General features: G+C 67.7%; 14 protein-coding genes. 2 read left to right on the top strand and 12 right to left on the bottom strand.

The window, feature by feature from the left end; genetic code table 11:
- Positions 1 to 94 precede the first annotated feature (94 nt).
- The gene (locus IB258_RS02095) at positions 95 to 1,117 is read left to right on the top strand and encodes an amino acid ABC transporter substrate-binding protein (RefSeq protein WP_119451162.1); all 1,023 of its coding nucleotides are present in this window, start codon (positions 95 to 97) and stop codon (positions 1,115 to 1,117) included.
- A 25-nt stretch (positions 1,118 to 1,142) separates the two neighbouring features.
- Positions 1,143 to 3,305, top strand: coding sequence for an ABC transporter permease subunit (locus IB258_RS02090; protein WP_192352050.1), 2,163 nt, complete (start codon positions 1,143 to 1,145; stop codon positions 3,303 to 3,305).
- Between the two features lie 35 nt (positions 3,306 to 3,340).
- On the opposite strand, the gene IB258_RS02085 is transcribed toward IB258_RS02090, so the two are convergent.
- The 12 genes from IB258_RS02085 to narJ form a co-directional block, all read right to left on the bottom strand.
- Positions 3,341 to 4,057, bottom strand: coding sequence for an SDR family oxidoreductase (locus IB258_RS02085; protein ID WP_192352049.1), 717 nt, complete (start codon positions 4,055 to 4,057; stop codon positions 3,341 to 3,343).
- 122 nt (positions 4,058 to 4,179) lie between these two features.
- Positions 4,180 to 4,602, bottom strand: coding sequence for an SCP2 domain-containing protein (locus IB258_RS02080; RefSeq protein ID WP_054454721.1), 423 nt, complete (start codon positions 4,600 to 4,602; stop codon positions 4,180 to 4,182).
- Complete coding sequence (locus tag IB258_RS02075) at positions 4,599 to 5,492, bottom strand: U32 family peptidase (protein ID WP_054454913.1); 894 nt, start codon at positions 5,490 to 5,492, stop codon at positions 4,599 to 4,601. Before IB258_RS02075 ends, IB258_RS02080 begins: the two co-directional genes overlap by 4 nt.
- Complete coding sequence (locus IB258_RS02070; protein WP_192352048.1) at positions 5,489 to 6,505, bottom strand: peptidase U32 family protein; 1,017 nt, start codon at positions 6,503 to 6,505, stop codon at positions 5,489 to 5,491. The genes IB258_RS02075 and IB258_RS02070 overlap by 4 nt, the downstream gene beginning before the upstream one ends.
- A 78-nt stretch (positions 6,506 to 6,583) precedes the next feature.
- A complete protein-coding gene (locus IB258_RS02065; RefSeq protein WP_054454724.1) occupies positions 6,584 to 7,255 on the bottom strand; it encodes a response regulator transcription factor in 672 nt (223 codons plus the stop codon).
- An 11-nt stretch (positions 7,256 to 7,266) separates the two neighbouring features.
- Positions 7,267 to 9,204: a type IV pili methyl-accepting chemotaxis transducer N-terminal domain-containing protein gene (locus IB258_RS02060; RefSeq protein WP_054454726.1), complete on the bottom strand. Its 1,938-nt coding sequence runs from the start codon at positions 9,202 to 9,204 to the stop codon at positions 7,267 to 7,269.
- 79 nt (positions 9,205 to 9,283) lie between these two features.
- Positions 9,284 to 9,781, bottom strand: a complete 498-nt coding sequence (gene mobB, locus IB258_RS02055) for a molybdopterin-guanine dinucleotide biosynthesis protein B (protein WP_192352047.1) — start codon at positions 9,779 to 9,781, stop codon at positions 9,284 to 9,286.
- Positions 9,778 to 10,437, bottom strand: coding sequence for a carbonic anhydrase (locus IB258_RS02050; protein WP_054454736.1), 660 nt, complete (start codon positions 10,435 to 10,437; stop codon positions 9,778 to 9,780). Before IB258_RS02050 ends, mobB begins: the two co-directional genes overlap by 4 nt.
- 1 nt (position 10,438) lies before the next feature.
- Entirely contained in the window at positions 10,439 to 11,437 is a 999-nt protein-coding gene (gene moaA / locus IB258_RS02045; protein ID WP_119451156.1) for a GTP 3',8-cyclase MoaA, read from the bottom strand.
- Positions 11,434 to 12,195, bottom strand: a complete 762-nt coding sequence (locus tag IB258_RS02040) for a peptidylprolyl isomerase (RefSeq protein WP_054454740.1) — start codon at positions 12,193 to 12,195, stop codon at positions 11,434 to 11,436. The genes moaA and IB258_RS02040 overlap by 4 nt, the downstream gene beginning before the upstream one ends.
- Positions 12,196 to 12,217: 22 nt before the next feature.
- A complete protein-coding gene (gene narI, locus IB258_RS02035; protein ID WP_054454742.1) occupies positions 12,218 to 12,901 on the bottom strand; it encodes a respiratory nitrate reductase subunit gamma in 684 nt (227 codons plus the stop codon).
- 19 nt (positions 12,902 to 12,920) lie between these two features.
- Positions 12,921 to 13,568: a nitrate reductase molybdenum cofactor assembly chaperone gene (gene narJ, locus IB258_RS02030; protein WP_192352046.1), complete on the bottom strand. Its 648-nt coding sequence runs from the start codon at positions 13,566 to 13,568 to the stop codon at positions 12,921 to 12,923.
- Positions 13,569 to 13,573: the final 5 nt, after the last annotated feature.

Here is a 13,573-nt window from a genome sequence, read left to right as displayed (position 1 = left end):
TTTTTATATCCATATGACCATATAGTCGCTCGCCGAACGTCATAGCACCCATAGAATTCCTGCCTTTCCGGACTGCATCAAACAAAGGAATGGCATGCGTTTGACTCAACAACTGAAGATCGCGGGCGTGGCGGCGATGCTGGCGCTGGCCGGCGCGGCTCATGCGGGCACGGTCGAGACCATCAAGAAACGCGGCGAACTGGTCTGCGGCGTGAGCCAGGGATCTGCCGGCTTGTCCATTGCCGACAAGCAAGGCCGTTGGACCGGCCTGGATGCGGACCTCTGCCGCGCGCTGGCCGCCGCCGTGCTCGGCGATCCGGAGAAGACGCGCTTCGTGCCGTTGAGTTCGCAGCAACGTTTTCCTGCGCTCCAGTCGGGCGAGATCGATGTGCTGAACCGCAACACCACGATTACCTCCAGCCGCGACGCCGGCTTGGGCATCGCGTCCGCCGGCATCGTGTTCTATGACGGCCAGGGCTTTCTGGTGCCGCGCAAGCTGGGTGTCAAGAGCGCGACAGAGCTCGAAGGCGCGCAGGTCTGCGTGCAGCCCGGTACGGTCAACGAGCAGAACCTGGTCGACTACTTCAAGAAGCACAAGCTGAGCTATCGTCCGGTCGTCATCGAGAATCTGGTCGAGCTCGAACAGGCCTTTTACGCAGGACGCTGCGACGTCTACCTGTCGGATGCGTCCACCCTGGCCGCCAGCCGCGCGGCGCGAGCCGGTCAGCCGGACGACTTCGTCATCCTGCCTGAACGCATCAACAAATCGCCGCTAGGTCCCTTCGTGCGGCAAGACGACGCCAACTGGGCTGCCATCGTCCGGTGGACCATCAACGCGCTGGTGGCGGCCGAGGAACTCGGCATCACCGCGCAGAACGCCGACAACCAGGCGCAAAGCAGCGATGCCCAGGTACGCCGGCTGCTGGGCGTGGACCCCGGCATAGGCAAGAGCTTCGGGCTGGACGAAGGCTGGGCCCGCAACGCCATCAAGGCCGTGGGCAACTATGGCGAAGTCTGGAACCGCAATCTGGGCGCCGCGACGCCGCTGAAGCTGGAGCGGGGGCTGAACGCGCAATGGAACCAGGGCGGGCTGCTGTACTCGCCGCCGTTCCAGTGATCCTGGCCCCGACTCTTTCTCGACCATGGCAGCGACCGCTCTCCGTTTTCCCTCCACCGGCCCGTGGCGACGCTGGCTGCCAGCGTTGGCGTGGACGCTCGCGCTGGGCGGCATGGCCGCGGTCCTGCTCTGGCACATCGAATCGGTGCAGACTGCACGCGGCATCCAAGGCGGCTTCGGATTCCTGTTCCAGCCCGCAGGCTTCCGCATTTCCGAAAGCCTGCTCGATATCACGCCGGAGGATCCCTACTGGATGTCGATAGCGGCCGGCCTGGTCAACACCTTGACCGTCGCCGCCGTGGCAATCCCGCTGGCGACGGCGCTGGGCCTGGGACTGGGCTTGTTGCGCATGTCGCGCAACCCGTTGGCCGCGCGTTGCGCCGCCGCCATCATCGCGCCCTTGCGCAATACGCCGGTCCTGCTGCAACTCTTCGTCTGGTACGGGCTGCTGCTGCGCCTGCCCGATCTGCGCCAGGCGTGGTCGCCGTTGCCGCACATGCTGCTGTCCAATCGCGGATTGGCTCTGCCAGCCGTGCACGGTTGGCTGCCCTACGCGGCCGTAACGGTGACCGCGCTGGCGCTGGGCGGCCTGGTCCGACGTCGCTGGGGCAATCCTGCGCTGTATGCCGCGCTGGCCGGCGCGCTGCTCGCGTGGGTCCTGTTGCCGCCCATGCGCATCGATATGCCGGTCAGGCGCGGCCTGGGACTGCAGGGCGGCTGGCAGCCCAGCATAGAATTCGCGGCGCTGACGATAGGCTTGGTGGTGTTCCATGCGGCCTACATCGCCGACATCGCACGCGCGGCCGTGCGCGCCGTGCCGGTTGGACTTGTGGAGGCCGGGCAGGCGCTAGGCTTGAAGCCCCGCAGCGTGCTGCGGCTGGTGATAGCACCCTATGCCGCCCGCGTGGCGCTGCCGCCGTATGCCAACCAGTGCCTGGCGCTGGTGAAGAACAGCACCCTGGCCATTGCCATCGGCTATCAGGAATTGATGGCGGTGATCAACACCGCCATCACGCAGACCGGCCTGGCGCTTGAGGGCATCGCGCTGGCCGTTACGGTCTATCTGGGCCTGGCGCTGGCGCTGGGCGGCGGATTGTCGGCATGGAACGCGCGCAATACCCGCCACGGCCCCGGCGACACGCATGGCGCGCGCCTGGGCGAGCGGCCTTCGTGGAACGCTGCGGGCGAACGCCGCAGTTGGCGTGGCGGGCTGTTATCGACCGCGTTGGCCGCTGTCCTGGGCTTGATCCTATGGCGGCTGCTGGAATGGGCCTTGCTCGACGCGGTGTGGCGCGGCGATCCCGCAGCATGCGCGAACGCGGCGGGCGCATGCTGGGCCGCCGTGGGCGAGAACCTGCCAGTGCTGTTCTTCGGCACCATGGCCCAGGCCGACCGGGCGCCCGCGCTGGCCGCCTGCGCAGCCCTGCTCGCCGGAGTTGCGCTGGCGTTGACTGCTCCGCGTGTCCGTCCCGCGACGCGTGCGGCCCTGCTCGCCGTCCTGCTGGGCGCGGCCATCAGCGCGCTGTCCGGCTGGCCCTGGGGCGGCGCCGCCATCGGTCCGCAACGCTGGGGCGGGTTGCTCGTCACATTGGTTCTGGCCATCTCCGCCCTGCTGGCGGCCGTGCCGCTGGCTTTCGCGCTTGCGTTATTGCGCCGTAGCCACAACCGCGCCGCCTCGCTGGCTGCCGCCGGCCTGATCGAGGCCGTCCGCGGCGTGCCGCTGGTGACACAGCTGTTGTTCGCGTCCTTCGTGCTACCCATGCTGCTGGGCGGCGGCCTGTCCAAGTTCGCCATGGCGCTGGCCGCCCTGACGCTGCACACCGCCTGCCTGCTGGCCGAGGTGCTGCGCGGCGCGCTGCAAGCCATACCGCCCGGCCAGATGATGGCGGCGCGCGCCCTGGGCATGCCTGCGGCCATGGCCTACGGTTCGGTGATCTGGCCGCAGGCCCGCCGCATTGCCGCGCCTGCAGCCCTGGGCGTATTCGTGGGCGCGGTCAAGGACACTTCGCTGGTCAGCATCATCGGCGTGTTCGACGTGCTGGGCGCAGCAAAGGCGGTGGTGGCCGGCACCGATTGGCGGCCCTACCACGTCGAAGTCTACCTGGCCGTGGCCGCCTTGTACTTCGCCGCCAGCCTGGCCCTATCGCGCGTGGCCCGCGCCATGGAAGGCAAGCCCGGCCGCAGTTGAGGCCGGCATGACGCCGTTGGCGCGGTGGACCCGCTTCAGAAGCGCTCGTCCATCAGCGCCGGCATGACGATTTCCCGCACAAATGACGCATCGGACAGATTCAGCAGCGCGCGTGTCATCGTCACCACGTCGTGCACGGGTATCAGGCCGCCCTCTCCCCGCAGGCTGGCCGCGTCGCGCGGCACGTCCAAGCCGTCTTGCGTGTTCAGATAGCCCAATTGCAGGCAGGTCACCGCCAGCCGCCGCGCTCTGAAGCTTTCGCGCAGGGCGTCCGCGATACCCCGCAGCGCGTGCTTGGACGCGCCGAACGTCACCTCGGGACGGCCGCTGCCGGCCAACGCGGAGGTCGAACCAGTGAGAATGACTTGCGGTTTGCGCGCACCGAGGACGCGCGGGATCAAGCGCTGGAGCAACAGGATGGTCGCGGTGACGTTGATGTCCACCATGCGCGCGATCTCCGCGGGCGAGTCCGCCAGGAAGTCGTAGTGTTCGCTGAATGCGTGCTCTTCCCACACGCCCAGGTTGTAGAGGATGGCATCGAGACCGTCCGGGGCCTGCGCCGCGATCTGCTCGACGGCGGCCACTGGCTGCGACAGATCGGCCTCGATCCAGCGCAGTTCGCAGCCGGGCGGGACAGTGATGTCTGGCGGCGCGCGGCGGGCCACGCCCACGATCAGCGTGGCATCCTGGCCCAGTCCTTCCACGAACGCCCTGCCCAGCCCCTTGCTGGCGCCCACCACCATGATCCGCATTGCTGTCTCCATCCGATCACGCCCGGGAAAGCGCCAAGCTCCCCCGCGGCAACGACGCCCGGTATAGCACGATCCCTTGCGGATTCAAGCAATGCCCGCAAGCGACGGCGGGCATTGCGCCGTCAACGCGCCGCGCCCTGCAGCCACGCCGGCCGTGGCGCCGCGTCCAGCCAGTTCTTGACGATCAGCCCCAGCTCCGTATCGCCGGAGATCCGCAGCCGGCGTTGGAAGAACAAGGTATCGGCGTCCGTTTCCGAACGCATCAGGGCCAGCAGATCGGCCAGCTTCGCGCCCAGTTCCAGTTCGGCGGCAGCGCCGTTCCATACCGGGCGAAAAGCGCCTTGTCGCACGGCGAAACTGCTGCGCAGGCCCAGGTCCTCGACCGTGATGCCGAAGCTGCGGCCCTCCAGTTCGGCCGGCGGTGTGAGCCATTTCAGCCGCCGCGCCAGTTCCAGTCCGGCGGTGAAGTGCAGCGAGACAAACGGCGCAGGCAGACGCCGCCCCAGCCTGGCGAGCACGCCCGGTACTTGAATCGCCGCGCTCATGCCACGGCCTCCAGCAGGTCGATGCCCGGCCTGCCATGGAAGTAGCCGTTGCAGCGGGCCATGCCGGCAGGCGGCCGCGCCTCCATCGGCGCCAAGCCGCGCCGCATCGCATCCAGCGCGGCGATCGCTTCCAGCGTGCCGGCCGATTGAGGGCTCACCCGCAGCACCTCCACGCCCAGGGCGGCCAGCGCCGGCGCCTGCGACAGCAGGTCCAGGCAGGCTCCGGACTGCACCTGGATGCCGTTGATCGCCAGGAAATCGCTCGACTCCCGTGTACGCATGTCCAGTCCGTCCGGATGTTCGATGCAGCGAAAGCCGCAGTCGTCCTTCTTCAAACGGAAATGACGCGCCGTGAAACAGCGTGCGGAGAACGCCAGCGCCATGCGGCCCCAGACCATGACTTCCGTCTCCAGACCGGCGGGCTTTTCCGCCATCAGAAGAGCCAGCGTCTTGCTGTCCATTTCCAGCGGTGCGACAAAACGCGCGGCGCCGCGTGCGGCCAGCCATTCCAGGGTGCCGCCGTGATAGGCGTTGACATGGGGCCCCGCCACGAAGGCGCGGCCGTTCAGGTGACGCACCGCGCCCAGCTCGCCGGCTTCGACCATGAAGTCGTCCTGCCCGCAGAGCTTCTTCAGCGCGCTGGCCTCGGCCCCGGTCTCGATCAGCGTGCGGCCCGACAGCACCACCGCCTTGCCCGCGGCGCGCAGGTCGCGCGCCAGCTCCATCCAGTCCTCTGCGCGCAGCTCGTGCCTGCGGCTACAGACGGTTTCGCCCACGTAAATGATGTCGGCGGGGCTGTCGGCCAGCGACGCGTAGAAATCCAGCGTGTGCTGGCGCGGCCAGTAATACTGCAACGGTGCGACCGATATCCGGTACGCGCTAGGTTTCATTTCCATGGACGTTCGAATGCGCCTTGCGTGACTTGGGAACCTTCGGAATGGCGCGCCAGCATGGCGTTCCATTCGGGACGGGGCGAAAAGCGGGAAGCGTCCGCATGCGCGCTGTCCAGCGCGGCGCGCAAGGTCGACACCACCTGGGTGACATAGGCCGGGCTGCGCTGCCGCCCTTCTATCTTGATGGCGGACACGCCCATTTCCGCCAGGCGCGGCAACAGGCCGATGGCGTTCAGGCTGGTGGGTTCCTCCAGCGCGTGGTCGGCCTGGCCGTCGACGTCGAAGCGGCCCTTGCACAAGGTGGGATAGGCAGCGGGTTCGCCCGGCTCGTAACGGTCGATCAGGATGCCGTTCAGGCGCGCGTCCATGCGGCCGTTCTCTTCCGACCAGCGCACCGCATGCGCGGGCGAACAGACGCCCTTGTTATTGGGAGAATCGCCGGTGGCGTAGGACGACAACAGGCAGCGGCCTTCGGCCATGACGCACAGGCTGCCAAAGCCGAACACCTCGACCTCGACGCTGACGTTGGTGCAGATGCGCGCGATCTCCGCCAGCGTCAGCACGCGCGGCAGCACCACGCGGCGGATGCCGAACTGTTCCTTCATCAGTTCGATGGCGTCCGTATGGGTGGCGGAACCCTGCACCGACAGGTGCAGGCGCAAGTCCGGATAGCGGTCACTGGCATAGGCCAACAGCCCCGCATCGGCCATGATGACCGCATCGGCGCCCAGCCCGTAGGCGGCGTCGACGGCGGCGCGCCATTCGGGCGCCCGTCCGGCCTGCACAAAGGTATTGATGGCGAACAGCACCTGTCGTCCGCGGCTGTGGGCCAGTTCCACGCCCGCACGGATATCGCTTTCGGTGAAATTGAGCCCGGCGAAGTTGCGGGCATTGGTGGCGTTCTTGAGCCCGAGGTAGACGGTGTCGGCGCCGGCATCGATGGCGGCATTCAGCGCGGCCAGACTGCCGGCGGGGGCCACGAGCTCCAGGGGAGAGGTTCGAGTTTCCATGCCGGCCAGTCTATGGGGCCGTCACGCCCCTGGCCTTGTCGCAGATCAAACGGCCTATGCCGAACGCCGCATGCCGCCCTATTCTTCCGTGTACAGGCCGTGCTCGACCGCGTACACCGCGACCTGCACCCGGCTGGTGAGATTGAGTTTCTTCAACACGTTCTGCACGTGGATCTTGACCGTGCTTTCGCTGACGTCCAGTTCGCGCGCAATGACCTTGTTGCTGGCGCCGCGCGCCAGCCATTGCACGATCTGGGTCTCGCGCGCGGTGAGGCGATGGCGCTCGGCGCTGCCCCCCGGCTGCGGCGCTTGCGCGGCCAGGCTGGCCTGTCCGCGGAACTGTTCGACCAGCTTGGCGGTCATGCTCTCGGCGATGACCGGCTCGCCGCCCGCCGCGCGGCGGATCGCGGCGGTCAGCGCCTCGGCATCGATGTTCTTGACCAGATAGCCGCGCGCGCCGTCGCGCAACGCCTGCCCCAGTTCGTCTGCCTCTTCCGACACCGTCAGGATGATGACCGCACAAGACGGCAACTCCTGCGTCAGCAGCTGCAGCGTTTCCAGCCCGGACAAGCCGGGCAGGTTGAGGTCCAGCAGTACCACGTCGGGCTTGAGTTCCTTGGCGCGTTTCAGGCCTTCGACGCCGTCGCCGGCCTCGGCCACGACCTCGAAGTCGGGTTGGCGTTGCAGCAGCAGGCGCACGCCCGAGCGGAACAGGGTGTGGTCGTCGACGAGGAGGATACGGATGGGCATGGTGGGAAAGTTCAAGCGGCCTGGCGTTCGCTGCCGGGCAAGGTCAGCGCGACGCGCGTGCCGGCGCCGGGCTGCGATTCAAGTTTTATCACGGCGCGCATGCGCGCGGCGCGTTCGCGCATGATGTGCAGGCCCACATGCGATTCGCCGCGCTCGGCCACCTCCGCGGGGTCATAGCCCTGGCCATCGTCGGCGATGACCAGGCTGAAGTCGCGGTCATTGGAGACGTCGATGCGCACGTGGCTGGCTTCCGAGTGCTTGCGCACGTTGGACAGCGCTTCCTGCAGGATGAAGAGCACCTGCAACTGCTCGTCAGGCGGCAGCGGCGCGCCCTCGCCCCGGCCGAAGCGCAGTTCGGTCTCGATGCCGGTCTGGCGGCGGAAGCGCGCCACCGTGTCTTCGATGCCGGCCTGCAGGTCGCCCTGTGACAGCTTGGTGCGGAAGTTGGTCAGCAGTTCGCGCACATCCTGGTAGCTTTCGTCGACGCCAGTACGCAAGAGCGGCAGGATCTCGTCGATCTCCGCCTGGTCGCCGCGCTTGACGGCAGCGTCCAGCATCTGCAATTGCAGGTTCAGGAAGTTCAGGCCCTGCGCCAGGCTGTCGTGCAGCCCCTGCGCCACCAGCCCGCGTTCGCGCACCACCGCCAGTTGGCGCGCCTGCGCGCTCAGGCGGCGGTTGTCCAGGGCCACGCCCAGATGCTGGCCCAGCGTTTCCAGCAGCTGCGATTCTGCGGGCGACAGGCGGCGTTGCTGGCGGAAATGCAAGGAATACGAGCCCAGCACCTCGTCGCGCGTGACGATGCGGAACACGGCCACGCTGGCAAAGCCGTCGCGCTGGCAGTTCAGTTCCATGGCTGGCGGCGACTCGCGGAAATCCTGGATGACGATGACCCCGGCCTGGCGCGTGGCGACGCCGCAATAGCAGTCGTTAACGCGCATGCAATGCTCGGACTCGACCAGTTCGTCGGACAAGCCCACCGACACCATCAGGTTGAGCTTTTCGTTGTTGGGATCCAGCGCCCGGATGCTGCCGCCCTCGGCGTCGAACTGCAGCATCACGCGCCGCAGGAAGCCGTCGCACAGCGCTTCGATCTCGTTGGGCTGATTCAGGAAGGCAGCCATGTCGTAAAGCGCGCCGATGTCGCGGTTCTGCGCGGCCAGTTGCGCGGTCTTTTCTTCGACGCGCCGCTCCAGGCCGGTGTACAGGTCCTGCAATTCATCGGCCATGCGGTTGTAGCCGCGCGCCAGCACGCCGAACTCGTCCTGGCTTTCCACCGGCAGCCGGGTGCTGAATTCCCTGGCCGCCATGCGCTGCAGGCCGTCGCGCAGGCGCAGCACCGGCGAGATGATCCAGAGATACAGCAGATAGATCATCGCCAGCGTGCCGGCGCTGGCAATGGCCGCCAGCACGCCCTGCGACAGGCGCAGCGAGGTGGTCTTGCCGGCGTTGTCCTGTTCGATCATGCGCACCAGCGTGTCGGCCCGGGCCACGAATTCCGGCAGGGTCTCCAGATAGGTGGCGGCATCCGGCTGCGCCAGGGCGCGCGTGGCGGCCGGCTTCATGACGTCGTACCAGTAGGCGGCCACGTCATGCCATTGCTTGCGGATGGCTTCGTCGTTGGGAATGAACAGCGGGCGCGCAGGATTGCCGCGCGCCAGGCGGGCGATGGTGTCATCCATGAGCTGCACCTGCTCGTTGGTGCGGAACTCGCGCCCGGCCTGCGGCCGCATCAGCTCCACCGCCACCCGGTTGGCCCGCATGCGCAGGCTGCCCGTATCGTTGATGGCCGCGCCCGCGCCTTCCAGCTGCCAGGACAGCCACAGCGTCCAGCTGACCATGGACAGCACCACCACGAGCGCCACCAGGGAGCTGATGACGATGCGCGTGGACAGGCGATGCCAGGGCGAAGGCAGGCCGTCGGCTGGGGCGGCGGTATCGGTGGGCTTCATGGCTTTCAACGCGGTCTTGCTGTAGGAATGCTGCGGCTTCCAGTGTAGCCGCTGCGCCTCCTGCTCCCGAGCCAGGCCCTCAAGCCAGCCCCAGGGTACGGCAAATGAAATCCGCGACTTGCGCCGGCTCGTTGAGCGGCAGGCAGGGCAAACCGGTATCCAGCGGCGCGTCGGTGGCCACCGCCACGAAACTGCTGTCTTCCGCATGCAGCGGCGGCTTGCCCACGGCGGGCCGGTACACCTCGATGCGCGGGATCGCGGCCTGCTTGAAGCCTTCGACCAGCACCAGGTCGGCCGGCGACAGGCGCGCCAGCTGCTCGTCCAGCGTGGGTTCGGGCGCGTCGCGCAGCTCGTGGACGATGGCGTAGCGGAACGGCGAGGCCACCATCACCTCCAGGGCCCCCGCCTGGCGGAAGCGCGCGCTGTCCTTGCCGGGCGGCTCCATCTGGAAATCGTGGTGGCTGTGCTTGATGACGCTGACCCGCAGGCCGCGCGCGGCCAGCAGCGGCAGCATCGCCTCGATCAGGGTGGTCTTGCCGCTGCCGGAACGGCCGGCGACGCCGAAAACTGGGGTCATGCAAGCTCCGTGAACAATGGGCATACGATGGGCAGGAATGCGTCCGCCCGCGCCGAGTATGCCAGCAAAGCGCCTGCCACCAGGTCGAAATACCAGCCGTGCAGCGTCAGGCTGCCCGCCTCCACCGCACGCCGCACAAAGGGCAGGTCCTCCAGGTTGCGCAGCGAAATCAGGATGGAGGCCTGTTCGCAGGCGCGCCGGCGCTCGGCCGCGGTTGCCTGCGGCATCTGTTGCAGCACCTGCCTGCGGGCCGGTTCGGCGATGTCCATCCAGCGTTCCAGGTAGTCGGTCTCGCCGTCGCCCCGGGTGCGTCGGTCCATCAGCGCCCGTATGCCGCCGCAGTGGGCGTGGCCCAGCACGATGATGCGGCTGACCTGCAACTGCTCCACCGCGAACTGTATCGCGGCCAGCACGCCTTGCAGGCCGCGGTCGGTGCTGGCCGGGGGCACCAGATTGGCGACGTTGCGCACGGTGAAGATGTCGCCGGGGTCGCAGCCCAGCAGCATGGCCGGATCCACCCGCGAATCGCAGCAGCCAACCAGCAAGGTGCTGGGGTGCTGGCCTTCGCGCAGATTGCGGTAAAGCGATGGCGCGTCCTCGTAGTACTGCTGCTGAAAGCGCTGGAAGCCGTCGACCAGCCGTTCGATATCGCGCATGTCAGCCTCCTGTCTGCGCCATGAAGCGCACGATGCGTTCCGGACGGGCCACGAAATCATGGCGCTCCGGCTTGGCGGCGATACCGGCCCGGATCGCCGCTACCAGTTCGGCGTCGCTGGCGCCCGCGCGCAGCAGGCGACCCAGCGGCACCTGGTCTTCCTGGCCCAGGCAGAGGTACAGGGTGCCGTCCACGCCCAGCCGGACGCGGTTGCAGCTTGCGCAGAAGTGGCGCGACATGGGAGTGATCACGCCCAGCACCGGCGTGCCATGGCCCGTGGTCCAGTAGCGCGCCGGTCCCGCGCCCGCCCCGTTCAGCGCGGGAACCAGGCCGGTTTCGGCGGCCAGCCGCGCGCCCATGGCGTTCAGGTCGGTGTGGGCGTAGCCCTGGCCGCAGCTGCCCATGGGCATGGGCTCGATCAGGCGCAGCACGAAGCCCTGTGCCATCGCGTAGTCCAGCAGCCTGCGCACTTCGGCCTCCGGCGTGGCCGCGTGCACCACGCTGTTGAGCTTGATCGGCGCAAAGCCCGCGTCCTTGGCTGCAGCGAGCCCCGCCAGCACCGATTCCAGGCAATCCCGGCCCGTGATCTGGCTGAAGGCGGCAGCATCCAGCGTGTCCAGGCTGATGTTCAGCCGGTCCACGCCGGCGGCGCGCAGTTCCTGGGCATGGCGGACCAATTGGGTGCCGTTGGTGGACACGGACAAGTCCTGCAATCCCGGCATGGCGGCGATGACGCCGGCCAGTCCGGCCACGCCCCGGCGCAGCAGGGGCTCGCCGCCGGTCAGCCGGACCTTCTGCACGCCCAGCCCGACAAACAGCCCCACCAGCCGCGCCATTTCCTCGTGGCGCAGCCAGTTTGCTGGAGTTTCAAAACCTTTGAAATCCTTGGGCAGGCAGTAGCTGCAACGCAGGTCGCAGCGGTCCGTGACGGAGACGCGCAGATAGTCGATGCGGCGTCCGTAGCCATCCGTTAGAGGTCCCGCAGCCGGCTCGTCCATCATGCGGCGCTCCCGCCGTAGACGCGCTCGGGCTCCTCGCCCTGCAAATCTATGCCCTGGATATCGGCGCGCTCCACCAGCAGCTTGGCATACTGGCGCCAGGCAGTATCGCGGCTCATGGACGACAGCGCGGCAGCGATCTGCTTGTCCACATGCTCGTAGGGTTGCATGCGGCCCTCGATACGGCGCGTCACCCGCACGATATGCAGGCCGTGGCGGGTTTCCAGCAGCTGCGGCAGCAGGCCGCCGGCGGGCAGCGCGAATACCGCCCGCTCGAACTCCGGCACCGTGTCGCCCCGGCCCAGTTGTCCCAGGCTGCCGCCCAGCGCGGCGGACGGACAGTTCGATTGCTCGCGCGCTACCTCCGCAAAGCGCGAGGGATCTTCCAGCAGCTCGGCCAACACCACGTTGGCGTGGGCCCGCAGCATGTCCAGATTCACGCCCGGCGTGACCTGGAACAGGATGTGATCCGCCTCGATCAGCTCGCCCACCATGAAGCGCTGCGGATGCATCTGATAGAAGCGGCGGCAGGCGGCCTCGTCGGCTACGGGCGCGGGCGCCTCGCGGGCCAGCAAGGCGCCGATGGCGCCCTCCTCGTCCGCGGCGTCCAGGCCCAGGCGGCCAGCCTCGTCCAGCAGCACGCGGCGCAGCACCAGGGCAGTGATCGCCTCGCGCATGGGGTTGCCGGCCTCTGCATGCAGCGGCAGTTCGCGTTCCAGATCCGCGTCGTTCAGTTCGACGCCATTGACGATGACAGGCATGTTCGGCTCCTGGGACAGGGAATCAGCGCGGGCGGACCAGCTGCCAGGCGCGGCCTAGGTAGCCCACCGACGCGAAGCCGCTCCAGACGTGGACCAGGCGCGTGAACGGAAAGATCACGAACAGCGTGAGGCCCATGAAGAGGTGCGCCTTGAACAGCAGCGGCACGTCGGCAACATGGCTGGCCGCGTCGCCCTGGAAGGTGACGATGTGCTGCGCCCAGGTCATCAGGCGCACCATCATTTCGCCGTCCATGTGGCCTGCAGACAGCGCGATGGTGGACAGGCCCAGCAACAGCGTGACCAGGATCCACAGCAGCAACAGCTTGTCGCCGGGGCGCGTGGTGGCGCGGATGCGCGGGTCGCTCAGGCGGCGATGGATCAGGATCAGAAGGCCGATCAGGCACAGGCCGCCCATGACGCCGCCGGCCACCATGGCCACGGTCTGCTTGAGCGTGTGCGATACGCCCAGCGTGTCCCACACCACCACCGGCGTCAGCAAGCCAGCCAAGTGGCCGAAGAACAGACCCAGGATACCGATGTGGAACAGGATGTTGCCCAACCGCAATTGCCCACGATGCAGCAACTGCGAACTGTCCGTCTTCCAGGTGTATTGCTCGCGCTCGAAGCGCACGAGGCTGCCCAAGAGGAAGATCGTCAGCGCGATGTAGGGATAGATGCCGAAGAAGAACTGATTCAGGGAGTTCATGATGCGTCGTCCTGAAGATTTAATGAGCCGCGGGCGCGCGGGGATAGAAGCGCACGGTCTGCGCGCCATCGCCCGAGAACGGCCGCAGTAGCGGTTCCACGCCGTCCGCGCCTATGCCGAACGTTTCCATCGCCTCGTCCATGTCGCGCACGGGCGCCTCGGTCTGCTCGCGCGGAACCACGCGGGATTGCGCGCGCAACACCGCGAAAATGCAGGCGTAGGGGCTTTCGCCCTTGGCCAGGCGCGCGCCGATGGCGGCCAGCACGTGGATGGCGTCGTCCAGCAGATCCTGAGCCTGGGCCGGGTCGATGACGCCCAGGAACTCCAGGAACAGCGGCACATGGTCCGGCAATTCGGACACCACCGGCTCGAAACCGTGCTCGCGGTAGGTATCCAGCAGGTCCACCATGGCCTGGCCGCGGTCGCGGCTTTCGCCGTGCACATGCTCGAACAGATGCAGCGAATGCGAGCGGTTGCGGTCGAACGTGGCGACGTAGTTCTCCTGCAGCGCGATCAGGTCGTTGGTGGCCAGGTAGCCGACCAGCGGCTGCAGGGTTTCCTCCGCGTCGGGATAGTCGGCCAAGGCGGTCTCGACTTCGCCCAGCGCGTCCAGCAGCTCGGGTTCCGGGTAGCACAGCAAGGCGGAAAGCAGACGGTACAGACTCATGTTTT

It is taken from the genome of Achromobacter sp. ACM02 (assembly GCF_014851605.1).
Taxonomy (GTDB): domain Bacteria; phylum Pseudomonadota; class Gammaproteobacteria; order Burkholderiales; family Burkholderiaceae_B; genus Achromobacter; species Achromobacter aegrifaciens.
The sequence above is the reverse complement of the archived record's forward strand: the minus strand, read 5'-3'. Positions and strand labels throughout refer to the sequence as shown.

Bases quoted from the DNA above. Each gene is read 5' to 3' on its own strand.
- IB258_RS02090 (WP_192352050.1), top strand. From the start codon at position 1,143: ATGGCAGCGACCGCTCTCCGTTTTCCCTCCACCGGCCCGTGGCGACGC.
- narI (WP_054454742.1), bottom strand. From the start codon at position 12,901: ATGAACTCCCTGAATCAGTTCTTCTTCGGCATCTATCCCTACATCGCG.
- IB258_RS02040 (WP_054454740.1), bottom strand. From the start codon at position 12,195: ATGCCTGTCATCGTCAATGGCGTCGAACTGAACGACGCGGATCTGGAA.
- IB258_RS02065 (WP_054454724.1), bottom strand. From the start codon at position 7,255: ATGCCCATCCGTATCCTCCTCGTCGACGACCACACCCTGTTCCGCTCG.
- narJ (WP_192352046.1), bottom strand. From the start codon at position 13,568: ATGAGTCTGTACCGTCTGCTTTCCGCCTTGCTGTGCTACCCGGAACCC.
- IB258_RS02070 (WP_192352048.1), bottom strand. From the start codon at position 6,505: ATGGAAACTCGAACCTCTCCCCTGGAGCTCGTGGCCCCCGCCGGCAGT.
- IB258_RS02050 (WP_054454736.1), bottom strand. From the start codon at position 10,437: ATGCGCGATATCGAACGGCTGGTCGACGGCTTCCAGCGCTTTCAGCAG.
- IB258_RS02085 (WP_192352049.1), bottom strand. From the start codon at position 4,057: ATGCGGATCATGGTGGTGGGCGCCAGCAAGGGGCTGGGCAGGGCGTTC.
- IB258_RS02075 (WP_054454913.1), bottom strand. From the start codon at position 5,492: ATGAAACCTAGCGCGTACCGGATATCGGTCGCACCGTTGCAGTATTAC.
- mobB (WP_192352047.1), bottom strand. From the start codon at position 9,781: ATGACCCCAGTTTTCGGCGTCGCCGGCCGTTCCGGCAGCGGCAAGACC.
- IB258_RS02095 (WP_119451162.1), top strand. From the start codon at position 95: ATGCGTTTGACTCAACAACTGAAGATCGCGGGCGTGGCGGCGATGCTG.
- IB258_RS02060 (WP_054454726.1), bottom strand. From the start codon at position 9,204: ATGAAGCCCACCGATACCGCCGCCCCAGCCGACGGCCTGCCTTCGCCC.
- moaA (WP_119451156.1), bottom strand. From the start codon at position 11,437: ATGATGGACGAGCCGGCTGCGGGACCTCTAACGGATGGCTACGGACGC.
- IB258_RS02080 (WP_054454721.1), bottom strand. From the start codon at position 4,602: ATGAGCGCGGCGATTCAAGTACCGGGCGTGCTCGCCAGGCTGGGGCGG.